16 protein-coding genes are annotated in these 24,754 nt (G+C 67.7%); 10 read left to right on the top strand and 6 right to left on the bottom strand.

Going from position 1 to position 24,754, the window contains the following annotated elements; all coding sequences use genetic code 11:
• Positions 1 to 110: 110 nt before the first annotated feature.
• Positions 111 to 1,514 carry an aldehyde dehydrogenase family protein gene (locus ABNQ40_RS00545; RefSeq protein WP_109050741.1) on the top strand — a complete coding sequence of 468 codons (1,404 nt, stop codon included), beginning with the start codon at positions 111 to 113 and terminating at the stop codon, positions 1,512 to 1,514.
• A 145-nt stretch (positions 1,515 to 1,659) separates the two neighbouring features.
• The gene (locus ABNQ40_RS00540) at positions 1,660 to 3,348 is read left to right on the top strand and encodes an AMP-binding protein (protein ID WP_109491046.1); all 1,689 of its coding nucleotides are present in this window, start codon (positions 1,660 to 1,662) and stop codon (positions 3,346 to 3,348) included.
• A gap of 85 nt (positions 3,349 to 3,433) precedes the next feature.
• Here ABNQ40_RS00540 and ABNQ40_RS00535 read toward each other — a convergent pair whose 3' ends face one another.
• From ABNQ40_RS00535 to ABNQ40_RS00515, 5 genes are all read right to left on the bottom strand, one after another.
• Positions 3,434 to 4,273 carry an SH3 domain-containing protein gene (locus tag ABNQ40_RS00535; protein WP_109050742.1) on the bottom strand — a complete coding sequence of 280 codons (840 nt, stop codon included), beginning with the start codon at positions 4,271 to 4,273 and terminating at the stop codon, positions 3,434 to 3,436.
• Positions 4,270 to 4,506, bottom strand: a complete 237-nt coding sequence (locus ABNQ40_RS00530) for a hypothetical protein (protein ID WP_109050743.1) — start codon at positions 4,504 to 4,506, stop codon at positions 4,270 to 4,272. Before ABNQ40_RS00530 ends, ABNQ40_RS00535 begins: the two co-directional genes overlap by 4 nt.
• 19 nt (positions 4,507 to 4,525) lie before the next feature.
• The gene (locus ABNQ40_RS00525; protein WP_109050744.1) at positions 4,526 to 7,639 is read right to left on the bottom strand and encodes an efflux RND transporter permease subunit; all 3,114 of its coding nucleotides are present in this window, start codon (positions 7,637 to 7,639) and stop codon (positions 4,526 to 4,528) included.
• Between the two features lie 49 nt (positions 7,640 to 7,688).
• On the bottom strand, positions 7,689 to 8,294 hold the full coding sequence (locus ABNQ40_RS00520; protein WP_199235360.1) for a hypothetical protein: 606 nt from the start codon (positions 8,292 to 8,294) through the stop codon (positions 7,689 to 7,691).
• 91 nt (positions 8,295 to 8,385) lie between these two features.
• Complete coding sequence (locus tag ABNQ40_RS00515) at positions 8,386 to 10,209, bottom strand: efflux RND transporter periplasmic adaptor subunit (RefSeq protein WP_391345305.1); 1,824 nt, start codon at positions 10,207 to 10,209, stop codon at positions 8,386 to 8,388.
• A 686-nt stretch (positions 10,210 to 10,895) separates the two neighbouring features.
• On the opposite strand from ABNQ40_RS00515, the gene ABNQ40_RS00510 reads away from it, so the two are divergent.
• From ABNQ40_RS00510 to ABNQ40_RS00475, 8 genes are all read left to right on the top strand, one after another.
• Entirely contained in the window at positions 10,896 to 11,843 is a 948-nt protein-coding gene (locus ABNQ40_RS00510) for a mitofilin family membrane protein (protein ID WP_199235361.1), read from the top strand.
• A gap of 115 nt (positions 11,844 to 11,958) precedes the next feature.
• Complete coding sequence (locus ABNQ40_RS00505) at positions 11,959 to 13,578, top strand: peptide ABC transporter substrate-binding protein (RefSeq protein WP_109050746.1); 1,620 nt, start codon at positions 11,959 to 11,961, stop codon at positions 13,576 to 13,578.
• Between the two features lie 75 nt (positions 13,579 to 13,653).
• The gene (locus ABNQ40_RS00500; RefSeq protein WP_109050747.1) at positions 13,654 to 14,742 is read left to right on the top strand and encodes a tetratricopeptide repeat protein; all 1,089 of its coding nucleotides are present in this window, start codon (positions 13,654 to 13,656) and stop codon (positions 14,740 to 14,742) included.
• Between the two features lie 43 nt (positions 14,743 to 14,785).
• Positions 14,786 to 15,262, top strand: coding sequence for a hypothetical protein (locus tag ABNQ40_RS00495; protein ID WP_247879895.1), 477 nt, complete (start codon positions 14,786 to 14,788; stop codon positions 15,260 to 15,262).
• 105 nt (positions 15,263 to 15,367) lie between these two features.
• Positions 15,368 to 16,555 carry an alanine racemase gene (gene alr / locus ABNQ40_RS00490; protein WP_109050749.1) on the top strand — a complete coding sequence of 396 codons (1,188 nt, stop codon included), beginning with the start codon at positions 15,368 to 15,370 and terminating at the stop codon, positions 16,553 to 16,555.
• Between the two features lie 59 nt (positions 16,556 to 16,614).
• Positions 16,615 to 17,730, top strand: a complete 1,116-nt coding sequence (locus ABNQ40_RS00485; protein ID WP_247879896.1) for an ABC transporter substrate binding protein — start codon at positions 16,615 to 16,617, stop codon at positions 17,728 to 17,730.
• Between the two features lie 32 nt (positions 17,731 to 17,762).
• Positions 17,763 to 20,195: an MFS transporter gene (locus ABNQ40_RS00480; protein WP_247879897.1), complete on the top strand. Its 2,433-nt coding sequence runs from the start codon at positions 17,763 to 17,765 to the stop codon at positions 20,193 to 20,195.
• Positions 20,192 to 20,926: a GNAT family N-acetyltransferase gene (locus tag ABNQ40_RS00475; RefSeq protein WP_199235362.1), complete on the top strand. Its 735-nt coding sequence runs from the start codon at positions 20,192 to 20,194 to the stop codon at positions 20,924 to 20,926. Before ABNQ40_RS00480 ends, ABNQ40_RS00475 begins: the two co-directional genes overlap by 4 nt.
• 17 nt (positions 20,927 to 20,943) lie before the next feature.
• Here ABNQ40_RS00475 and ABNQ40_RS00470 read toward each other — a convergent pair whose 3' ends face one another.
• Positions 20,944 to 24,276 carry an ABC transporter substrate-binding protein gene (locus ABNQ40_RS00470; protein WP_247879898.1) on the bottom strand — a complete coding sequence of 1,111 codons (3,333 nt, stop codon included), beginning with the start codon at positions 24,274 to 24,276 and terminating at the stop codon, positions 20,944 to 20,946.
• Positions 24,277 to 24,754 lie beyond the last annotated feature (478 nt).

Below are 24,754 nucleotides of genomic sequence, written 5' to 3'. Positions count from 1 at the left end.
CGCCCTTTAATCAGTTCGCAAAGCGGATAGATCGAGCGCCCCACGACGGCGATACTTCCGCCGCTTCCCACCGAGCATCGCCTGCCCCTCCACAATTCCGGAACATCCCGATGTCCGATTACAAACTGCTGATCGGCGGCCGACTGGTCGCCGGCGACACCACCATGCCCGTCGTCAACCCGGCGACGGAGGCTGTGATCGCCGACTGCCCGCGCGGGTCGGCGGCCCAGATGGACGAGGCGGTCGCCGCCGCCAAGGCCGCCTTCCCCGGCTGGGCGGCGCTGCCCATCGCGGACCGCCGCGCGGCGATCCTGCGGCTTGCCGACGCGCTGAACCGCCGCGCCGAAGAGTTCGCCCGGCTGCTGACCCGGGAACAGGGGAAACCCCTGTCGGAATCCACCGCCGAGCTTGCCTATACTGAGGCCTTCCTGCGCAGCCTCGCCATGCTCGACCTGCCGGTTCGGGTGGTGGAGGACGGCGAGCAGCGGCGGGTCGAACTGCACCGCCGGCCGCTGGGCGTGGTCGCGGCGATCATTCCGTGGAACTACCCGCTGCTGATCGTCGCCTTCAAGCTGCCGCTGGCGCTGCTGGCCGGCAACAGCATGGTCATCAAGCCGGCGCCGACCACGCCGCTGACCACCCTGCGCTTCGGCGAACTGTGCGCCGAAACCCTGCCGCCCGGCGTCGTCAACATCGTGACCGACGCCAACGACCTGGGCGCCCGCCTTTCCAGCCATCCCGACGTGCGCAAGGTGACCTTCACCGGCTCGACCGAGACCGGGCGGCGGGTGATGTCCTCGGCCGCGGCGACGATCAAGCGGATCACGCTGGAACTGGGCGGCAACGACGCCGCCATCGTGCTGGACGACGCCGACCCGAAGGCCGTGGCGCCGAAGCTGTTCGCCGGTGCCTTCATGAATGCCGGGCAGGTCTGTCTGGCGATCAAGCGGCTCTATGTGCATGAGCGCCTCTATGACGCGGTCTGCGCCGAGCTGGCCGCCCTGGCTGAGGCGGCGGTGGTCGGCGACGGGCTGCTGCCGGACGTGCGGATCGGTCCGCTCCAGAACCGCGCGCAGTATGACAAGGTTCTGGGTTTCCTGGAGGAGGCCGGACGCGACGGCCGGATCATCGCCGGCGGTGCCGTCACCGGCGGGCCCGGCTGGTTCATCCGCCCGACCATCGTCCGCGACATCGCCGACGGCGCCCGGCTGGTGGATGAGGAGCAGTTCGGCCCGATCCTGCCGGTGATCAAGGTCACCGACATCGACGATGCCGTTCGGCGCGCCAACGCCTCTCCCTACGGGCTCGGCGCGTCGGTCTGGTCGTCCAACCCCGACCGGGCCTATGGGGTGGCATGCCGGCTGGAGGCGGGGACCGTCTGGATCAACACCCATCTCGATTTCGGCCCGACCATCCCCTTCGGCGGCGCCAAGCAGTCCGGCCTGGGTGTCGAGTTCGCCGAGGAGGGGCTGGCCGAATTCACCCAGCTCACAATCATCAACCGGGCCAACTAGCCGAACGGGGGATCGACAGGCCGCCTCCGCGCGGGTTCAGTAGGGGAACCGCACCGCTCCCACCGGGGGGCGGTGCCCATAAAGGACCGCCGGTCCATAAATTATCCGGGGAAGGGAAGCAGCCTTGAGTACCGACACCACGTCGCTGACCCAGAGCTATGTTCACGGAGCGGGCAACACCCCGTTGCTGGGCGAGACCATCGGCGCCCATCTCGACCGCATGGCGGCGCTGTCCCCCGACCGGCCTGCCCTGATCGTCCGTCACCAGACTGTCCGCTGGACCTATGCGGAGTTCAAACGCACCGTCGACCGGGTGGCGGCGGGGCTGGTGGCGCTGGGGCTGAAGCCGGGCGAGCGCATCGGCATCTGGTCGCAGAACAACGCCGAATGGGTGGTGACCCAGTTCGCCACCGCCAAGGCCGGCCTGATCCTGGTCAACATCAACCCGGCCTACCGCCTGCACGAGCTGGAATACGCCATCAACAAGGTCGGCTGCGCCGCCCTGATCCTGTCACCGTCCTTCAAGTCCAGCGACTATCTCGGCATGATGGCCAAACTGGCGCCGGAACTGGCGCAGGCGGCGGCCACCAAGCCCCTGTCGCTGCAACGGCTGCCAACCTTGCGCCACCTGATCCGCCTGGGAGCGGAAAAGACGCCGGGCATGCTGAATTTCGACGACCTGCCGGCACTGGCCCGCCCGGCCGACGTGGCGGAGCTGGGACGGCTGGCCGGCATTCTGCAATTCGACGATCCGGTGAACATCCAGTTCACCAGCGGCACCACCGGCAGCCCGAAGGGCGCCACGCTGACCCACCACAACATCCTGAACAACGGCTTTTCCGTCGGCGAGGCGATGCGCCTGACCGAACAGGACCGGCTGTGCATCCCGGTCCCCTTCTATCATTGCTTCGGGATGGTGCTGGGCAACCTCGCCTGCATCACTCACCGCGCCTGCATGGTGATTCCTGGCGAGGGCTTCGACCCCGTCGCCGTGCTGAGCGCGGTGCAGGAGGAGCGCTGCACCGGGCTGCACGGCGTGCCGACCATGTTCATCGCCCTGCTCGACCATCCCGACTTCGCGCGCTACGACCTGTCGAGCCTGCGCACCGGCATCATGGCCGGCTCGCCCTGCCCGATCGAGGTGATGAAGCGCGTGGTCTCCGAGATGAACCAGCGCGAGATCACCATCGCCTACGGCATGACCGAGACCAGTCCGGTCAGCTTCCAAAGCTCCACCGACGACCCGCTCGAACGGCGCGTCTCGACCGTCGGGCGCATCCAGCCGCATCTGGAGGTGAAGATCGTCGATGCGGAGGGCCGCATCGTCCCGTCGGGCACGCCGGGGGAACTGCTGACCCGCGGCTATTCGGTGATGCGCGGCTATTGGGGCGACGCCGAGCAGACCGCCAGGGCCATCGACGAAGCCGGCTGGATGCACACCGGCGACCTCGCCACCATCGACGGAGAGGGTTACTGCAACATCGTCGGCCGGCTGAAGGATCTGGTGATCCGCGGCGGCGAGAACATCTATCCCCGCGAGGTGGAGGAATTCCTCTACACCCACCCCGACATCGCCGACGTGCAGGTGTTCGGCGTTCCCGACCAGCAGTATGGCGAACAGCTCTGCGCCTGGATCCGGCCGAAGCCGGGGACGGCGCTCACCGAACAGCAGGTGACCGCCTTCTGCCAGGGCAACATCGCCCATTACAAGATCCCGAAATACATCCGCTTCGTCGAAGAATTCCCGATGACCGTCACCGGCAAGATCCAGAAATTCGTCATGCGCCAGACCATGATCGAGGAGCTGAACCTGTCCCAGGACCGCACCGCCTGACGCACCCTGCCTCCGGCCGGCGGTTTGCCGGCCGGGAGAGCCCCGGCTTCATGCGTCTGCCGGCAACGCCGGGGGGCGACAGGGGTCAGGACGCCCGCCCGCCCCATGGCAGCCAGGCGCCGATCCAGCCATACACGGTCCCGGTGGCGGTCGAGAACCATCCCTTCGCCTCCTCCGCCAGCGGCGGGGCCTTGTCCTTCCACTGCTTGATCCACTCGACGGCCGGCTGCATGTCCTCCTCGACCGACTTCAGCCGGTCGCTGACTTTGCCAAACTCCTCACGCTGCTCGTTCAGCCGGGTCGATGCCTGTTCCTGCAACGCGGACAGGGTCTCCATCATTCCCTTCGCCATCTCGACGGTGGCGTTCAGCGTCTCCATCCGGGAGGTATCTCCGGCACCGCGATCCGCGAGGGCCTGAAGGTCGGGCATCGCCGCCAGTTTCCGCTCGATCTCGTCCAACCGGGCCTGGAGTTTGTCCAGCCGCTCCAGCAGGACCGGATCGGCGGGTGCCGGCGCGGGAGTGGACGCCGCGGCGACGGGAACCGGCGTGGAGACCGGAACCGGTGCGTTTGCCGGGCCGGAGGCGCCGCCGGTTGCCGGAGCAGCCGCACGCAGCAGGTCGGCCGAGACGAAACCGGTCCGGCCGCTTTGCGTCACCACGCTGTACCAGGGGGCGTCGGCCACCTTGCCGGTCACCCGCAGGCGGCTTCCGCCATCGATCAGTTCGATGCGTGCCGCCCGCGCCGAGGGCTGCTCGCGCACATTGATCCGCGCGGTCGCCACGAAGTCTCCGTCCAGCGGCGTGACCTGCGCCGGCGGCGTGTCGCGCGCGCTCTGCGCCCCGGCCGTCGACGGCGAGGCCAGGACGAACAGAGCCAAGGCGGCCAGGGGAAGCGGACGAAGGGCCGGACGGGTCGAATTCATGGTTTCGCGCTTTCCTCGTTCACAAAGTCACTGGCCCTGATCAGCCGGTCGATTTCCGCCTCTTCGCGGGCGAGCTGGGCCTCCAGCTCCGGGCTGACCTTCCGGCTGCTCCAGAATGCGTCCTGATAAAAGGTGTCGTACCAGTTCTGGAGCGTGTTCATGCCCACGTCCATGGCAATGCCGCCGAGCAGCGACGCGGTGACGACCAGGACGGTCAGGGAGGTCGGCTCCATGATGCTGTCTCCTCGTGGGTCAGAAGGTCTCGCTGGCGAGGTCGCCTTCGGCCACCACGCGCAGCCGCTCCAGCGCCTCCTGGCCGAAGCACTGGAACAGCACCGGGGTGGTCAGCGTGTCCAGCAGGGTGGAGCTGATCAGCCCGCCGAAGATGGCGACCGCCACCGGATGCAGGATTTCCGTCCCCGGCATATCGGACGAGAACAGCAGCGGGATCAGCGCCAGCCCGGCCGACAGCGCGGTCATCAGCACCGGCGTCAGCCGTTCCTCGCAGCCGCGCATGATCAGCACCCGGCCGGTCGGAACCCCCTCGTGCAGGGCGAGGTTGATGAAATGGCTGATCTTGAGCACGCCGTTGCGCACCGCGACACCGGTCACCGCGATGAAGCCGATCATGGCGGCAAGGCTCAGATCCTGGCCGAAGACGACCAGGGCGGCAACGCAGCCGATGAGGGCGAGCGGGATGTTCGCCATCACGATCAGGCTCAGCACCACCGAGCGGTAGCGCTGGTACAGGACAAGGAACACCAGCGCGATGGAAACCGCGCACAGCCCGGCCATCACCGGCCGGCTCTCCTCCTCCTGGCGGAAGCTGCCCTCCAGCAGCGTGTTGTAGCCCGACGGCAAGGGGGTTGCGGCGATCTTCGCCCGCATCTGCGCGACGATGGCCGACATGTCCGACCCGTCGGTGTTGGCGGTCAGCACGATCCGGCGCATCCCCGCCTCGCGCATGATCTGGTTGGGTCCGGCGGCGTTCACGATGGTGGCGACGGAGGACAGCGGCACATAGCCGGCCGGGGTTTCCATGCGCATCTGGGCCAGGGTTTCCGGCGTGCGGTCGGCATCCGACAGGCGCAGCACCACGTCGAACCGCTTGCCGCCGTCGATCACCTGCGACACCGTCCGGCCGTTCGACAGGCTTTCCAGCGCCTGCGCCAGCTGCGCCGGCGTCACGCCGAACAGCTTGGCACGCTCGTAATCCAGGGTGATCCGGATCTGCGGCACCTGGACCTGCTGCTCGACCAGCAGGTCGCGCAGCCCCGGAATCTCGTCGAACTTCTCGCGGAAGCGGCCGGCCAGCATGCGCAGCGTGCCCAGATCCTCGCCGAAGATCTTCATGACGATGGCGCCGCGCACGCCGTTCTGAGCCACCTCCATGCGCGAGGTCAGAAACTGGGTCACGGTCAGATCGACCGGCAGCACCGACAGGCGGTCGCGCAGATCCTCGATCACCTCGGCGCGGCTGCGGCCGTCCAGCCGGACGCGGATCGGGAACTCGCTGCTGTTGACCGGATCGGCGTCCTCGTCGTCCTCGTTGCGGCCGGTGCGGCGGGCGACGCTCACCACCTCCGGCACCTGAAGGACGATCTGTTCCGCCATCGCCCCGACCCGGCTCGATTCGGCAAGCGAGATGCCGGGCCGGTTCAGCAGCTGGACATAGAGCGTGCCTTCGTTGAAGGGCGGCAGGAAGGAGCGCGGCAGTAGCGGCAGGGCCAGCGCCGACAGCACCACCAGCCCGGCGGCGGCGCCCAGCAGCGCGCGCGGATTGTCGAGCGCCCAACCGAGCGCCCGGCCGTTCAACCGCTTCAGCCAGCGGATCAGCCGGCCGTCATGCGACTCCTCCAGATGCTTCATGTTGGGCAGCAGATAGGCGCAGAGCGCCGGCGTCACCGTCAGCGACACCAGGAGGCTGGCGAAGATCGACACGATGTAGGCGATGCCGAGCGGGCCGAACAGCCGCCCCTGCTCCCCCGGCAGGGCGAACAGCGGCAGGAAGACCAGCAGGATGATCGCGGTGGCGTAGATGATGCCCGACCGCACCTCCTGCGAGGCGCGCATGATGACCTCGATCACCTCCAGCGGCCGGTGGCGCCGTCGGTTGTCGCCCAGCCGGCGCAGCGTGTTCTCAACATAGACCACCGAATCGTCGACCAGCTGGCCGATGCCGATGGCGATGCCGCCCAACGTCATCGTGTTGATGGTGGACCCCATCAGCTTCAGCGTGATGATGGTGAGAATCAGCGACACCGGAATCGCCAGCAGCGAGATGGCGGTGGTGCGCGCGCTCCACAGGAAGGCGGCCAGCACGACGGCGACGATGACGATGGCGTCGCGCAGCACATCCTCGACATTGTCGACAGAGGCGCTGATCAGGTCGGCCTGGCTGTAGGAGATCCGGTTGGCCTGCACGCCACGGGGCAGCGAGGGCGTCAGTTCCGCCAGCATGTTCTCCACCCGCTCCGCCAGCGCCACGCTGTTGGCGCTCGGATGCTTGAGGATCGCCATCAGCACGGCCGGCTCGCCGTTGAAGCTGCCCTCGCCACGCTTCACCTTGGCGGCGAAACTGACCTCGCCGATCTGGCTCAGCAGCACCGGACGGCCGTCGCGGAAGGCAACCACGAGGCTGCGCAGATCGTCCAGGCTGCGGCTGCGGGCGACGTTGCGGATGATGAATTCGGTGTTGTAGAGGTCGTTGAAGCCGCCGCTGCTGTTGCCGCCGAAAGCGGTCAGCGCCTGTTCCACCTGGGTCAGCGTGATGCCCAGCATATTCATGGCGACCGGATTCGGGGTGAAGCGGAACTGCCGCACGTCGCCGCCGACGACATAGACCTGCGACACCCCCTCCACCGCCATCAGCCGGGGCCGGACGGTCCAGTCGGCCACCTCGCGCAGGGCCATCGGATCCATGCCGGGAGCCTGCACCACCAGCTGCATCGCCAGCCCCATCACCGACGACATCGGCGCCAGATGCGGGACGACGCCGGCCGGCAGCCGCTCGCGCACCATGCCGATCCGTTCCGTCACCTGCTGCCGGTTGCGGTTGGGGTCGGTGCCCCAGACGAATTCGACATAGATCAGCGAAAAGCCGGGACTCGACGCGCTACGGATGCGCGATACCCCCGGCATGCCGTTCAGCACCAGCTCCATCGGATAGGTGATGAGCTGTTCGACCTCCTCGGGCGCATAGCCGCCGGCCTCGGTGACGATCGTGACCATCGGCGGATGCAGGTCGGGAAGCAGGTCGATGGGCATGTCCCGCGCGATCAGAACGCCCCAGCCGGTGATCAGCAGCGCCGCGATCAGGACGAGAGGACGTTGGCGCAGGCTGATTCCGACGAGAAAGGTGAACATGACGACGGGCGTCTCCGAAGGCGGCCGGAAGGCTGGAGGTGGCGAAGGATCAGGCCGGCCTGCCGGGCCAGCGGCGGCGGATGGCCACCGGATGCTGCCACAGCCACAGGAGGGCCACGATCAGGGCGACCGCCACCCCCGCCCAAACGATCGGCCGGTGGGCGGATGCGGCGCCGGGGACGGTGTCCGCCAGTCGCGGCACCAGCAGGTCGGCGGCTCCGGTTGCGGTCGCCCCGGCCAGCGCCATCCTCACCGTCAGCGGCGTGACGCTGGCCGGCGGCAGGTAGGGTTCGGAGCGGTAGATGCCGGGAGAAACCTCGCTCAGCTCCAGCGTCTGCCGCGGGGTGTCGATCCGCAGTTCGGCTCCGCTCAAAGCCTCGCTGCTGTCATAGCGGTCGACGAAGGCGAACAGCCGCTTCTGGTTGGCGATCACCACGACGCTGACGGGTTCCGCGGCAGCCCCCCTCACCATCGTCCGGGCGAGGTCCAAGACCATCGCGACACGCGGCGACGCGGCAGTCCCGGCCTCATCGGCCAGCGCCCGGCCGGCGGAACCGGCGGTCAGCCCTGTCGCCAGACACACCGCCAGCACGGCGGACGCCGTGCCGGCGGCGGCGCAACGGAGCCAGTCTGCCGTCTTGCTGCGAAATTCCATGGCGTCCTCCACTGTATTTGCGTTCATTGTTTTGGCTTGGCATCGTCTCGGCCAGGCGTCGGTCTTGCCGGGCGGAAACGGAAGGGCGGCGTTACTGGAACTGCGACAGCAGACGGGCACCGTGGGTGACGATCCGGGCGCCCGGCTCCAATCCCGCGGAGATCAGCACGCTGCGGCCATCGATCATCTCGGTCTTGACCGTATGCGGCATGAAGACCTCAGGCTCGACCAGTTCCCAGACCTGCTCGGCCCCGCCCGAATCGTTGACCACCGCCTCACGGGCGATGGGAATGCCTTCACGCATCTTCGATTCGTTGCGGACCGTGACGGTCACCGGACGGCCGACCCGAAGTCCATCCATCGGATTCTCGATCCGGAACATCAGGGGCACCGACTGCTGCTGCAACGCCAGCCCGCTGCCGATGAAGGTCAGGTCGAGCGCGTCGCCCTCCGGCGTCACCGCGCTGGCATTTTGGACCAACTGCGTGCCGCGGGCGACCTCCGGGTCGGCGGCGACCGCTTCGATCCACAGGCGCTGCGGGTTGACGATCTCGAAAATCTTTTCGCCGGGATGGACGATACGGCCGTTGATGGCGGTCGACGCGCTGATCACGCCGTCGATGGCCGCCCGCAGCACCTCCTGGGTCTGAAGCATCGGCAGCAGGGCCTCCCGCTCGCGGCGCAGACCTTCCAGCCGCACTTCCGCCTGCATCACCTTGCCGTCGCGGAAGGGCACGAACCAGAACTGCTTCAGGATCTCCACGCTCTCGGCGGTGATCCGGATCTCGTTGGTCAGTCGCGCGACCTCGCGCCGGACCTGGCTGCGATCGACGACGCCGATGGCCGGCGCGACATAGCCGAGGATTTGTCCCTTGCGCACCGTTTCCCCCAGGACCGGCATGCCGGTCTTCGGCGGTTCGATGCGGCCGAGCAGGCTTGCCTCGACATCGCCATGGGCGTTCGGGTCCGGCACGATCCGGCCGGGCAGCTTGACCGTCAGCGGCGTGCGCACGCTGTCGGCCCTGTGCGTGCGGATGTCGAACATCCGTTGCAGCGGCTTCGGCACGAAGTAGGAGCCGTCCGGCCTGCGCTGAGGCTTGTCGACCGCCAGCGATGCCAGCAGCTTCGCATCCGTCGCGCGCGGTTGCGGCGCGGCGGCCACCGCTTCGGCCACGGCGGCCACCGGCGGCGTTGCCGGTTCGGATGTTGCAACCGGGGGCTTCGGCGCGGCTGCTTCCGGCACCGGTTCGGACGAAGCCGGTTGGGACGAAGCAGGTTGGGACGACGGCGAAGCAACGGCAGCGGCCGGAGACGCGGCGTTCGGAACGGGTGACGGCGCTGCGGGAGCGGTCTGGCCGGCCTCCCGTGCCGAAGGATCCTGCGCGGATACCGCCGGCATCGCGGCGTCCGTGACATGGACCTGGCTGACCGGGGTGCGGTTGACCCCGAACATATAGGCGACTTCCCAGCTGAACTGGCTGAGGGCGTTCGATCCGCTGGATATATAGCTGCCGACCGCCGCGACCGGTGCGGTTGCCGTGTTCACCACCGCGCTTGCCGCCGAGCAGGCGGTCGAGCCGATCCATTGGCCGGTGCCGGACAGCCAAGCCCCATCGGCGGACGAGGCGGCGAACGAGGCGGCAGTCGAGGTGACGGCCGGAGCGGCGGGCGGGCGCCGCACCCTGACGGGAGCCTCATCCTCCGCTTCCGTTCCGTGACGGCTCCAGGCCGCGGCAGGTGCCGCGGACAGCGATGCCAGAAGAATTGCGGCGGAAACCGCCGAGGACACCGCGCGGGACAGCCCCACGCTCCGAACGAGCGCCATCGGCCGGCCGGGCAGCTGCCGGCCCCGCTGCCGGGGGCCCTTCGCCGGCGTTGCGGAGCCGACGGCATGAGGCTGTTCTTGGCCCGCCATGGTGCGATCCACCGTTCCAAACACATTCGGCATGTAGATTCCGGCGTTCGATGATGTCGGATCCGGTCGGCAAAGCAGCGAACGCACGACCGTCCCGGATATGGACCCGCTTCCGGACCCGCTTCCCCCGGCCGGCGCGCAAACCCCGCCTGCCGTCATTGGACCCGAGGAAGCCTAACGAATTATGAATGATCATGTTGGGATGCGACGTTCTGAAATATAAACGGCAGGATTGCGAAATCTTCTGACAGGGATCACTCCGCCAAGACTGTTAAGAGCCGTAACTTTTCAAGGAATCCGGCGACAAGAATCCTTGTTATCGTCGACGATTACCTTTTCAACTTAACATTTTGCCAGTGATAAGCCACTGCATCCTTTGATGAAAATTTCTCGGATAGACAACAATAAGACTCTGATTCGGAACAAAAAGTTTCAACACCGCCGGAGTCTGCAAATTTCCCGTGAACTCTTTTCCGTTTACCCTGATTGAGGTAGCCTGTCCGATATGAGATATGCGGACTACTGGACACTCGAATCAAGGACCGCCTTTTCACATGCCGATGCCGCAGGAAGACGATGCCACCCGGCACCGTCGGCGCCGCCCCTGTCGCCGGCTTGGAAATCGGTCGTCGACAGTGACTCGCGAACCGTAGCAGCCATGCCAAACCCGAGCGGAGCGTGATCGTATGCAAGACGTCCAATCCACAGAAGAAACCGGCAGCCGATCCGGCATTGACCGGCAGGCGTCCGAAACGGCCACGCCCGGACTCCAGACCGCGCCCGCCATCGTGCAGCCCAGCCGCAGCAACGGTCCCATCGTCCTGACCATCCTGCTGGCGGCGGCGGCGGTGTGCGGCACCGTTCTCTATTCCGACGACCTGCGCTCGTCCTTCCTGTCTCCGAGCCGCACCCAGCTGAAGCTCGATACGCTGGAGCGGACCGTCGCGGGGCTGACGGCGATGCCGGAGAAGCTGACGGCGCTGGAACAGGCGGTCGCGGCGACCGGCAAGCGCATCGACCAGCAGTCCGTCACCGGCCGCGCGGTATCGGTGATGGCGGCACGCCTGCTGAAGGAGTCGCTCGGCACGTCCGATCCCTTCGCCGACGACCTCGCTCTGATGCGCCTCTCCGCTGCGGCGGATCCCGAACTCTCGAAGACGCTCGATTCGGTGTCGGGCTACGCGGCCAAGGGCGTGCCGACCCGGACCCAGCTCTATGCGTCCTTCGGGCTGCTGGTGCCGTCCGCTCTCCAGGCGGAGGTGCAGGACGGTGCAGGCGGACTGCGCGAAACCGTCTGGGGCTGGATGACCGGCCTCTCGACGGTCATCCTGGCATCGGCGTCCGATTCGCCGCCGCAGGCGGCCGATACCACGGCTTCACAAGTGGCGGCTCCGCAAGCGGCGGCTCCCCAACCGGCCGAAACCAGGACCCCGGCGCTGCTGGCGGCCACGGCGGCCCGGCTCGAAGCCGGCGAACTTGCGGCGGCCATCGACATCATGGCGTCGCTCGACGGCGTTGCCGCACCGGTGGCGGCACCCTGGCTGGCCGACGCCCGCGCCCGGCTGGCCGCGGAGCGGACCGGCGCCTTCCTGGAAACCAGGATCCGCAGTTGGAGCGCCGCCGGCACCCAATAAGGAATTCGGCCCACTGCCGGGATGCGCGTCCGGCCGCCTGGCGGCCTGCAGCCCCGGACCGGTGGGCCGGACACCGATCATTTTCCGATTCCACCGCCAGATTGCGAGGCTACCGGTGACAGAGCTAAAGAAGAAGGTATCGGCGGTGATGGTTGCCGCCGGGCTTGCGCTTTTCGCCGGGACGGTGGCGCAGGCGGCAACGGTGCTGAACCGCGGCAACGGTGGCGAGCCGTCGACGCTGGACCCGCACCGCACGGACGGGCGCATCGAATCGAACATCCTGCGCGACCTGTTCGAAGGGCTCGTGGTGTATGGCCCCGATGGCCGCATCCTGCCGGGCGTCGCCGAAAGCTGGCAGGTCTCGGAGGACGGCAAGCTCTACAGCTTCCAGCTCCGGGCCGACGCCCGCTGGTCCAACGGCGATGCGGTGACGGCCGAGGATTTCGTCTACAGCCTGCGCCGCGCCCTGACGCCCAAGGACGGCATCCAGCCCTCCTCCAACATGCGCGTCATCAAGGGTGCCGCCGCCGTCATCGACGGCACCAAGCCGGCCGACACGCTGGGCGTCGCGGCGCCGAACCCGCGCACCGTGACCATCGCGCTGGAGGCGGCCACTCCCTATTTCCTCGACCTGATCGCCGCCGACAACAGCGCCCTGCCCGTGCACCGCGGCACCGTCGAGTCGCAGCGCGAGCGCTGGACCGACCCCGGCAAGATGGTCAGCAACGGCGCCTATGTGCTTGAGGAATGGCGGGCCCGCCAGCAGATCGGCCTGGGCAGGAACGCCAATTTCCACGGCCGCAGCGGCATCTCGATCGACAAGGTCAACTTCTTCCCCATCGACGATGCCGCCGAGGAGGTCGACCGCTTCAAGGCCGGCACCCTCCACCTCACCTACGAGGTGCCGCAGGACCGGGTGAAGTGGATTTCGCTGACCGAACCGAAGGTGTTCTGGAACAGGCCCTTCCTGGCCACCTACTATTACGCCTTCAACCTCACGGTCGAGCCGTTCAAGAGCAACCGCGACCTGCGCCGCGCGCTGTCGCTGGCGGTCAACCGCGAGAACATCGTCGACAAGGTGACGCGCGCCGGCGAGACGCCGGCCTATGGGCTGGTGCCGCCCATCGTCCCCAACTATCGCCGCCAGACCGCCGACTTCATCGCCGAGCCGATGGACAACCGCCTGCGCGAGGCGCGCCGCCTGTTCTCGGCCGCGGGCTTCAGCCCGATGCAGCCGCTGGCGGTCGAGATCCTCTACAACCAGTCGGAAAACAACCGCGTCATCGCCGACGCTGTCATTTCCATGTGGCAGGACGCCTTCGGCAAGGGCATCCAGGTCAAGCCGGTCAGCGTCGAACGCACCGATTATCTCAAGCGCCGCGCGCGGCGCGATTTCCAGATCGTCCGCGCCGCCTGGATCGGCGACTACGCCGACCCCACCGTCTTCCTCAACCTGATGCTGTCCACCGCCCTGCCGCCGCGCAACGATCCCGGATACCGCAGCCGCAAGTATGACGACCTGCTTGCCAAGGCGGCGGCCAGCGAGGATGCGGCCCAGCGTTCCTCCCTGCTCGGCCAGGCCGAGAAGGCGATGATCGACGACGACCCGGTCATCCCGATCTACCACTTCTCCACCAAATCTCTGGTCAGCCAGCAGATCAAGGGCTGGGTCTACAACGTGCGCGACGTCCATCCCAGCCGCTTCCTGTCCATCGCCGAAAAGGCCGCCTCGTGACCGCCGCCACGGCGTCCACGGCAGCCTGACAGCAGACAGACGGCACAGCGAAAGCAGAGCGACAGGGGGAAACACATGGATTTCGGCCTTCTCACCATTCCGCTGGTGACACTGGCGATGGCCTTCGGCTTCGCCGTGTTCACCGACACCCAGACCATCCATTTCGACTATGTCGACGTGCCCGATTCGATCTCCCAGGAAACCGGTCTGACGCCGGCGGTGGTGATCACCAAGCTGGCCGACGACATGCAGGAGATCGAGCGGCAGGCCTTCACCAAGGCCGAAGCCCGTCAGGTCGAACTGCATGCCGACCAGAGCGCCACCTCGGTGCTGGGCGAATATCTCGGCGTCACCCCGCTGATCCGCGTGGTGCAGGAATCGGCGCACATGATCCCCTTCACCTTCTCCGGGGAAATCGTGCGCCACGACCAGCAGGTCGAATTCATCCTGCGCAGCTACGACAGCCACCACAACAAGACGCGCATCTCGCGCAACGGCTCGGTCGACGACATGAAGGGCCTGATCCACGGCGCCGCCTATGAGGCGATGCGCGTGGTGAACCCCTACATTCTGGCCGCCTACCAGTTCAAGCGCGACCGGCTGTCGCGCGATTTCACCCCGACCCTGGAAATCCTTCGCCGGGAGCTGGAAGGGCACGACTCGCGCTACGCCCCCTGGCTGCACAATCTGTGGGGCATGGTTCTGTACCAGCAGAACGACCGCCACGGCGCCATCCACCAGTTCGAGGAGGCGGTGCATCTCGACCCGAACTTCCTGTCGCCGCTCCTGAACCTGGGCGTCGTCAATGCCCGGCTCGGCGAATACGATTCGGCCGTGCGGAACTTCACCGCGGTGGTGCAGCACCCCAACGTGGCGCAGAGCCCGGCGGTGAAGGCGGCGGCGCTGAGCGAATGGGGCTTCACCCTGGCCCTGACCGGCCGGATCGACGAGGCCTACGCCAAGTTCGACGAAGCCAGCCGGACCGATCAGAATTTCTCCGACGTCTATTCGAGCTGGGCCGAGGTGCTGAGCGCCCAGGGACGCCGCGAGGAGGCGGAGCGGATGACCGCCAAGGCGCTGAAGCTTGCGCCCAAGGAGGTCGTCTACACGGAAAACCTGATCGGCACCGTCCAGAACGTGCCGGCCACCGCCAGCATGAACTGACGGGCGGCAGGACGTTGACGGTATGACGGAGGGGGGCCGAAGCATGAGGCGGAACGCACACTCCACAACCATTTCCGCTGCCATCGCCGCGGTGGCGGCGGCGATGGCCATCCTGGTCGCGGCGGCTCCGGCCGTTGCGGCGGGTGGGCATGGCGGCGGCAGCGGGCACAGTGGCCGCCAAGTCCGGCATGCGGTGCCGGTCCATGCCGAGGTCAAGCATGCGTCGGCGCACCGCAGCAAGGGCAAGGGCCATGGCGAAAGCCACGATGACGACCATGGCGGCGGCCACAGCACCAGCGTCCTGCTGCTGGTGATTTACGGCCTGCTCGGTGTCAGCAACGACCATGGCGGGGATCACGGCGGCGGGCATTCCAGCCCGATCGCCTCGATCTTCGGAGGCGGCCATGGCGGTGGGCATGGGGGAGGCCATGGCGCCGACCATGGAACGGGACACGGCCCCGACCCGGCCGGAGCCCATGGCCCGGCCGACGCCGCGGTCATCCCGGCAGCAGCCCATTGATGGCGGCCAATTGCCGGTGAATGGTCCGGGACCCGCGGGTTCCGGTCGGATTTTCAGAGCGGAGACGATGCAAGCAACCGAAAACAGCGGTACGGGCCGGTCGTTATGACCGTTGATGTCGCAGGCTGCCATGCCGTCCTTCATATCGACCGGCTGACGTCCAATCTCGCGATGGCCAGATCGATGCTGGACCGTGGCGCCCGCATCCTGGGCGTGGTCAAGGCCAACGCCTATGGTCATGGCGCCCTTGCCGTGTCCCGGGCGCTCGAACGTGCAGGCATCGACGGTTTCGCCGTCGACAGCCCGGATGAGGGAATCGAGCTTCGGCAGGCGGGGATCGCATCGCCGATCCTGGTGATGAACCCGCTTTGCCCCGGCGACGCATCCCCGATGATCGGGTTCGGCCTGACGGCGACCGTCAGCGATGTCGAAGCGGCCGAGGCGCTGCAAGCCGCCGCCCGCCGGGCCGGACGCCCGGCGGACATCCATGTCAGAGCCCGGTCCGACTGCGCCGGGCTGGGCGCGGACGGGGACGCGCTGGTCCCCCTCCTGCGCGCGTTGCGCAGCCTCGCCAATCTGCGGGTGGAAGGGCTGTTCACCCACATGATCGGTCCCTACCGGGACGACCCCGGCCAGATCGGGCGGGAGGTCGCGGGCTTCCACACCCTGATCGACCGGCTGCCGGCTGACTTGCCGAGGCCGCCGCTCGTCCATGCCGTCACCAGCCCCGGCCTGTTCAATGCCCCCGACGCCCGCTTCGATATGGTCCGGCTGGGCGCCGTGCTTTACGGCATCCGCATGGTCGAGGCCGGCGGCGCGCCCTTCCCGTTCCGGCCGGTGATGGAACTGGTGTCGCGCGTCGCACATCTCTGCCGGCTGGAGCCGGGCGATGACATCGGATACGGCCCGGCCGCCCGGCGACGGAGCGATGGACGAAGTGGGGGGCCGGCCGGGAGCGGGACCGGAGGTCGGGCCGCGATGATCCCGGTGGGCTATGCCGACCTCCCCTATCTGCTGCGCTTCCGCGACAGCGCCGTGCTGATCCGTGGGCGGCGGGCTCCGCTGATCGGCGAAGCCTTCATGGGCAAGGTCCTGGCGGACGTCACCGACATCCCGGAAGCCGCACTGGGCGACGAGGCGGTGTTCGTCGGCGCCCAGGGCATCGAGACGATCACGGTGGAAGACATCGGCAAGGCCAACGGCATCCGCCCGTCGGCCATTCTGATGCTGGGGCCGCGCGTGGCGCGCCGCTTCGCCGGAGAGGTTGGGGAACAGGTGGGGGGCGTGGAATGAGCCGATGCGGACGGATGCCGAACCGGCGCCACGTGATCGCCGGTGCCGGCACAGCGGTCATGAGCGCCCTTCTTCCGGGTGGCGCGCACGCAGGCCGGGCGACCGACAATGCATTGCTGCCGAAGCTGACCGACGGGCGGCACTGGCGCATCGGCTATGCCGAGACGATGCCCTACGGCAATTATGCGGGCACCCTGGCCAGCATCGTGAAGGGGCTGGACGCCCTGTCCTGGCTGAACGGAGCGGCACGGATGCCCTATGACGCCGGCCAGAGCGACAGCGAGGCGCTGTGGCGCTGGCTGTCGGCGCGCGACCTGGGGCCGCGGATCCGCTTCGTCGCCGACGGCTGGTACGGCGGGCTGGACCAGGCGTCGGCGGAACCGATCCTCCAGCGGCTGGAAGGCGGCGGCGACATCGACCTGATGATCGTCATGGGCACCATCGCCGGGCGAAAGCTGGCGCTGGACCGCCACGCGGTCCCGACGCTGGTGTTCTCCACGACCAATGCGGTTGCCGCCGGCATCGTGGGCGCCGCGGAACAATCCGGCCGCAATCATGTCTGGGCCCATGTCGATCCCGAGCGCTATCACCGCCAGATCCGCATCTTCCACGAGACCTTCGGCTTCCGCCGGCTGGGGATCGCCTACGAGAACAGCACGGCCGGCCGTGCCATCGCCTCCATCGCCGACATCGAGGTGATGGCGGGACAGCTGGGGTTCGAACTGGTGGCGCGCCATGTCCAGGCGCCCGCCGGGTCCGACGATCAGGAACGCTATTACGCCGACCTCGCCACGGCCTGGGGCGACCTCTCCCGGCAGGTCGACGCCATGTACATCACCTTCGGCCGCTGGAGCCTGGAGCGCTTCCCGCCCCTGGTCCGCATCTTCCAGGAGCGCGGCATCCCCACCTTCTCGCAGCTTGGACCGGAGGAGGTCGCGCAGGGCGCCCTGATGAGCGTCGCCCGCAGCGATTTCGACGGAATCGGCCAGTTTGGCGCCTCGGTGATCGCCCGGCTGGCCAACGGCGAGAGGTTGGCGGAGATGCGCCAGATCTATTTCGACACGCCGACCATCGCCTGGAATCTGGCGGTTGCGAACCGGATGGGCTACCGCCCGGCGATGTCGGCGCTGCTGGCCGCCGACAACATCTACACCAGCCTCGGCGCCATGCCTTGAGCGGCCCGCCATCAGCCGAGAGGACCCGTCACGTGCAACGCAAGACCGGCCGTTTCCTGGCGACCTTCCTGCCATCCGTGCTGCTGATCGTGGCGGCGCTGGTCTTCAGCGCCGGCGTCAATGTCGGCACCTTCCGGCGGGATTGCGGCGATGCGCTGTTCTCCACCTTCAGCGTCGCCGGCCGAAAGGTGGTCACCAGCATCGAATATGCGGTGAAATACGGCAAGACCATCGACAATTTCTTCGGCATGGAGCGGGCGCTCAACCAGCTGAGGACCTATCTGCCGCAGGCGGACGGGGTCGCGGTGGCATTGCCGAACGGACAGGTCGCCTACGCCATCGGCACCTACGGCTTCAAGGATCGCGTCGGCGACCGGCTTTCCGGCTATGAACAGCGCCGGACAGCTGAGGAATTCAAGCGCAACACCTCATTCAATTATCACGACACCGACAACCGGTCGTACGAACTGTATCTGGCGATCCGCGATCCCAGCGATGGGCGCTGGATCGGCACCCTGATGATCGCGGCCAGCGATTCGGTGATCGACGATTACGTCCGCGCCTTCGAACGCCACACGCTGATCCTCGTCGGCGCGCTGGGTGGAGTCGCGATCCTCCTGCTGGGCGGCCTTGCCCTGCTGCCGGAACGCGGACGCGGCGGGCTCGGACGGCCGCGCTCCGGGCGCGCGGCGCTCGCCGTCGCGGCGCTGGTGCAGATCGCGGTCGGCGTGACCGGCTACGGCGCCTTCAGCGACGCCTATCTGCGCACCGTGGAGAACACCACCGGGATCGTCGAGAATATCGTGGCGACGGACATCGGCTCCGTCATCGGGCGCGGGGCGACCTACCGCTCCTTCTCGGGCATCGACGATTATTTCCGCGAGATCATCGCCATCGTTCCCCACTTCAAGGGCATGTCGCTGGCCATTCCGGAAGGGGCGGATTTGTCGGGCTCGCTCGGCTCCGGCCAGCCGGCGGCCAAGGGGGATCTGGTGACGGGACGGGCGCTGGCGACCGACGCGGACTTCGTGACGCCGACCCTGCGCATCGTCATCGACAGCGACTTCATCCAGCGCAACATGCTGGAGGTCGTCGCCAACAACCTGACGATCCTGATCATCTCGCTGATGTTCATCTATGAACTGCATGCCTTCGTCAGCCGGCGGATGCGGCCGACGGTGGAGACGGTAGCCGAGACAGAGGCAGCGGTGGCGGGCGCCGATGGCGCCGCGGCGACCGGCCGGTCCCTGGCCGGCCTCCGCTTCCTCACCTTCATGCTCTATTTCGGCATGTTCCTGTCGGCCTCCTTCGTGCCCGTCATCATGCAGACCTTCGACCGCGGCCTGTTCGGATTGGCTCCGCCCCAGGCGGCCGCGATTCCAGTGTCGGTGGAGATGCTGTGCGGCGCGCTGGCGATCCTGCTGGCGGGACGGATCAGCGCGCGTCTGCCCTGGCGGACGATGACCGCCGCCGGTCTGGCAGTCGCCGTGCTGGGCGCCCTGGTCTCCGGGGTGACCGGCGACCCGGTCCTGTTCATAGTGGCGCGCGGGCTGGTGGGCGCCGGAACGATGACGGCGCTGATGGGGCTGTACCGCCTGATCGACCGCATCCGCCGGATCGATCCGGCGACGGGAGCCTATTCCGACCTGTTTTCCGGCATGTATGTCGGCGTCAATTGCGGCGCGGTCGTCGGCAGCCTGCTGGCGGACGCAATCGGCCCCCACGCGGTTTTCCTGATTGCCGCCGTCGTGCTGACGCTGGGCATCGCGCAATTGCTGCTTCTGACTCCCGAACCGGCGGGAGCGGCCGCCATCGCTGCCGCCGCCCCCGCCGTGGCGAAGCCGGACGGCGACACGGCACCGGCGCGGCGGGTGTGGAGCGACGGCTCCTTCCTTGCCTTCCTGTTGCTGGTGTCGGTTCCGACCTCCGCCTGCAGCATGTTCCTGATCTATTATTTCCCTCTGTTCGCCAGCGGGTTGGGACAGCCGGCCTCCACGGTCGGTCAGGCCTTCCTGCTCTATGGCCTGTGCATCGTCTATCTCGGTCCGCTGCTGTCGCGCCTGATGCGGTCGAGCAACGTGGCCCCCGGCCTGCCGGTCCTCGCCTCCGGCCTCATCATGGCGGCGGGACTGACGACCTTCGCGCTGACCGGGAGCCTGGTCGGGGCGTTCCTGGCGATCCTGCTTCTCGGCCTCAGCGACAGTTTCGGCCTGACCGCGCAGCAGCGCTATCTCGAGCGGCTGCCCGTCGTGGGCACCCATGGACTCGCGGTTCCGCAATCTTATCATCTGAACGCCCGGAAGATCGGTCAGGTCATCGGTCCGATGCTGTTCAGCGCCGCCGCAGTCGCCGGCGGGGCGGGCGCGACGCTGATCGGCCTCGGTCTGGCGGCGGCGCTGCTGCTTCATCTCGGACTGTCCGTCCTGGCCCTGCGCCGGCGCCCGTTCATGGCCGAGACGGCATGAGGGACCAAAACGGCCTGAGGAAGATGGCGGCACAGGCACGGACGGAGGGCAGGCCGCTGCGCCTGGCGGTTCTCGACGGCAGCTGGGCGCCGGCCATCGCCGCGTTGCAGGACGCGGCAATCGGCGACCGCATGTATCCGGTCAGCGGCGACCAGATCGCCGAGATGCTCGGCCCCCGCGGCCTGACGGTGGGGGCGTTGGCCGGCGACAGGCTGGTCGGCTTCTTCTCGCTGCTGTTTCCCGGCCGGCAGCCCGATTCGATGGGCCTTCCCTTCGGGCTCGTGGATGGGGAACTGGACGCGGTGGTCCACTGGACCGCGGTGATCGTCGATCCCGCCTTCCGCGGGCAGCGGTTGCAGCAGCGGATGGTCGCGGCGGTCGACTGGCGGCTGTTTCCCGAGTCCCCGCACGACTACGGCTTCGTCACCGTGCGCGCCGACAATCCGCCCAGCCTGCGCAGCATGCTGGCCTGCGGCTTCGCCATCGTCTGGGCCGCTCCCAAATTCGACGGCCACTTGCGCCATACCCTGTTCCGCATCACGCCGGGCGATGGCGCGGTTCCCGGCGGCGGGGAGATGGTGGCGCTGATGGATGTGCAGCGTCAGATCGACCTGATGGCGCGGGGATGGATCGGCTGGCCCCAGGATACCACCCCCGGCCACGTCCGCTTCGCCCCCCCGGTTCCCGGCAGCCTCGTGGACCGCATCAGGGCGCGGAAGCGGTCCGGATAGGCCGGGCGGTCACATCGTCACGCGTTGACATCGCTGAAGCCGAAGGCATCGCGCAGCCGGGCGAGCATGCCGGTCCCCTGCCCGCGCTGACGGTCGTCCTCGTCCGGGCGGCCGGTGTCGCGCCCGTCCGCCGAGCGGGTGGATGCGATGCGGCCCAGAAGGTCGCGCAGCGACGGCTGGCCGTCCAGCGCCTGTGCCAGCACCGTCTCGTCGATCTCGTACAGCAGCGCCGGCCCCAGGGTGCGCGCCGAACTCGTCCTCGCGGCCCCGTCCAGCAGGACGCTCTCCCCGAACAGCGCGCCCGGTCCAAGGCGGGACAGCTCGATCTCGGTGCCGTCCAGGCCGGTGGTGCTGAGCGCCACGATGCCCTCCGCCACCAGGAACAGCGACCGGCCGGCATCGCCCTGACGGTACAGCGGCGTACCGATGGCGACCCGTTGCGGCCGGGCGCCGGCCGCCAGCCGCTCGCGGGCCGGGTTGTCCAGCGGCTGGAACAGGGAAGCGGCGGCGATCAGCGACGCCGCGTCCGGATGGGCGTCGGCCGCGTCGGTCCCCCCCTCCACCAGCCGGATGTTGGCGTGGCGCTGCGCCAGCGTCACCCCGGCATGGCGGAAAACGGAATGGATGCTGATCAGCACGGCATGCTCCTGCGATTGCAGGAGGGAGCGGTCGGTCAGGTCGAACGAAACCAGGAAGCGCATCCCGAATTCGTCGATGCCGTTGAACTTCACCCAGACCAGGCCGAGATGCTTGCGGCCGTCGACGCTCTTCACCAGCCGCAGCGCGTCGGTCAGCAGATTGACGATCCGGTCGGGATCGTGGCCCAGCGTCACATGCAGCAGCATCTGGGCGATGAATCGGTTGTTGGGGTGCGAGCAGTTCTCGATCCGCGTCCCCGCCGCGACCGCGTTCGGAATGCTGACCACCGTGTTGTTGAAGGTCTGGATCTTGGTCGAACGCCAGGAGATGTCGATCACCTGACCGATGGGCGCATCCCCCACCTTGATCCAGTCGCCGCGGCGGAACGGCCGTTCGAGGTTCAGCACCATGCCGGAGAAGATGTTGGACAGGTTGCTTTGCAGCGACAGGCCGATGATCATCGCCAGCACGCCGGAGGTGGCGAGCAGGCTGGTCAGGTCCTTCTGGAAGACCTGCGCGATCACGCCGAAGACCGCCAGGATCAGGATCAGCAGCGACACCGTGCTCTTGACCACTTGCGGGATCGCCCGCTCGCTGGACGCCTCCAGCGGATCCCAGGCGAAGCGGTGCAGGGCCAGATTGATGAACAGGGCGGGGACCAGCCACCATGCCACGTCGAAGGCGGTGACGGTGGCGGCCATCGCCCGTTCGGCGTCGATCCGCGCGAAGCCGTTGATCAGCGCCGATTCGGCGGCAAGCAGGCCGACGCCGGTCGCCGCCGACTCGACCAGCAGGAACAGGCGGGGGAAACGACGGTCCGACTGCCATGCCTCGGCCCCGCGCAGGGCCAGCAGCAGCAGACAGGCGCCCCACACCCCGATGAGGGCGGGGAGCCCGCCGATCTGCCGGCGCAATCCGCGATCCTGCGGCTCGATCGACAATTCGAAGCGGACCGTCGGGGCGTCGCGCCCGGCGCGCCGTTCTTCAGGCCGGATTTGGGCGCCGGGCACCGCCGCCGGAATGTCGGCGGTGAGAACCGCGTCCGTCACTGCCCACCCCGCCCCGGCCACCTTGCGCCCGGCGAGCACACGCGCAAGGTCGCGGTGGGCGGAGCCGTCGCCTTCGTCGGCGGCGAAGATCATCCGCTCATGATTGAGGTCGCGGCTGCGGAACCGCAGGCCGACCCGATGTCCGCCCAGCGGCGCGCGGGCGTCCTGCCACGCATCCATCAGGAAGCGGCCGGTGACATGGTAGAGCCGGTAATCCTCGTCGCCATTGCGCGCCTGTTCGACGGGAACGCCCAGCATCACCGGCTCCACGGTGTCGAGGAACTGGATGTCGGTGACCGCTTCCGGCGGCGGGCTGTCGGGAACGTTGCGATAGCGGAACCACAGGTCGAACTCGATCCGCGCCGAACGGTTGACGGGATCGATGTCGGAGATTCGGCTGACCGACATGCCGACATGCACCACCGACAGCGGCCTCATCGCGCCGCGGTTGCCGTTTCCGCCGCTGCCGTCCGCATCGGCCGCATAGCGCAGCTGGGTCAGCGCGGTGGTCAGCCCGTCCTCCGGCCCGGTGCCGGTGGTGAACTGGCCGATGCCGAGCGCCCGTTCCGGCGTTCCGTCCTCGCCGAAATACAGCGGTCCGGTGACGCCGGGCACGGCATGCAGCACCGAGCGGATGGCGGCGAGCTGGTCGCGCACCATGCGCCGCGCCGACGCGCGCGTGCTCCAACTGGCCGCCAGTCCCGCCCGTCGCACGGCGGCGATCAGAAGCTGCCCGGCGTCGTAGGCGTAGAGCGCGGCCCAGTTGCCGAGCGGCCCGAACTGCGCGTCGTAAGCCGCGAGCAGGCGGTTCGCCTGCTGGTTGGCGATGTCGGGCAGGAAGGAGCTGATGACGAAGAGCTTCCCGGTGTAGAGGCCGGGATGGGACGATTCGCGGGGCAGACGCGACAGCTGCCTGCCGAAGGATGGCGCTCCCAGCCAGTTGGGGCCGAGAATGCGATTGGTCACACCCGCATCGCGCAGCGCCTGGATCAGCATGACCGCCGGCTCCTCCGTCGCCAGAAGGACGACGACGGTCTCGGCAGGCAGCCCGCGCAGAGTGCCGACGAAATCGGCGATGTCGCGGGCGAAGCCGCTCGCCGCCGGATTGATCGCCGCATCCAGCCGCAACCCGACACCACGCTGCGGCATGACGTCACGCAGGGGAACCGCGAGCCGCTCCGTGACCGTTTGCGGCGTGCGCAGCAGCGCCACCGAATCGGCAAGCAATCCCAGCCGGACGTAATCGGCCATGAAGGCGGCTTCCCGCTCGTCCGAATGCCCGATGCGGAAATACCACGCATTGTTCCGCGTCAGGCTGGTCTCGCTCGCCATCGGTGACAGGGCGGGAATGCCGGCGGCGGCATAGATCGGCGCGGCCGCAAGGGACGTGGCGGAGCTGTCGTGGCCGATCACCGCCAGGATGCTGTCATCCTCCACGATCTCCGCCGCGGCCTTGCGGGCGCTTGGAGAAACGCCGTGATCGTCGAACGGCACGAACTGAAGCTGCAACCCGTCGATCCCGCCGGCGGCGTTGATGCCGTCCGCCAGAAGCCCCAGCGCCCTGACGATGTCCTGGCCGCCTTCCGACAGGTTTCCGGCATAGGCGATGCGGACCGTGCCGGCACTTTCCCGAATCGCGGATCGCGATGTCAGCGATGGCACCGCCAATCCTCCGGCCAGCAATGCCGCCAAAAACAGGAGAATGGCGATCAAGCGCATCGGTAGGGCAACCCCAGGACTCCACTTCGGCGGGAAGGCGGCGGTCAGGCGCCGGACAACGGCGAGTTACGCGGCTCCAGTAGGCCCGACGGCCCAGCGAGGATCAAGCCTTACGCGCGGTGCGCGCGGTCAAGTCCGGGAAATCTCCGATTATCACTGCTTCCTCAGCTTTAAGTGTTAGAGTCTTAATGAATGCTGCAACCTTTCTTTGAAACAAATCAAGAAGTCTGGAATCTAAACATTTCTCCGATTCGGTAATTTGTTATTGTCAGGGATAACATAAACCAACCCTTTTCCAGTCAAGGCGCGGTTGAAACCAGTAGGAGTGTTCCGGATGGATATAGCGTGTCTATTGTGGAAAGAATCAGACGGTGAGACTATGTTGCACGCGCTTTCCTGAAGAGGTACGCAAAAATTGCCG

It is taken from the genome of Azospirillum sp. A23 (assembly GCF_042938965.1).
In the GTDB taxonomy this organism is placed as follows: domain Bacteria; phylum Pseudomonadota; class Alphaproteobacteria; order Azospirillales; family Azospirillaceae; genus Azospirillum; species Azospirillum melinis.
The sequence above is the reverse complement of the archived record's forward strand: the minus strand, read 5'-3'. Positions and strand labels throughout refer to the sequence as shown.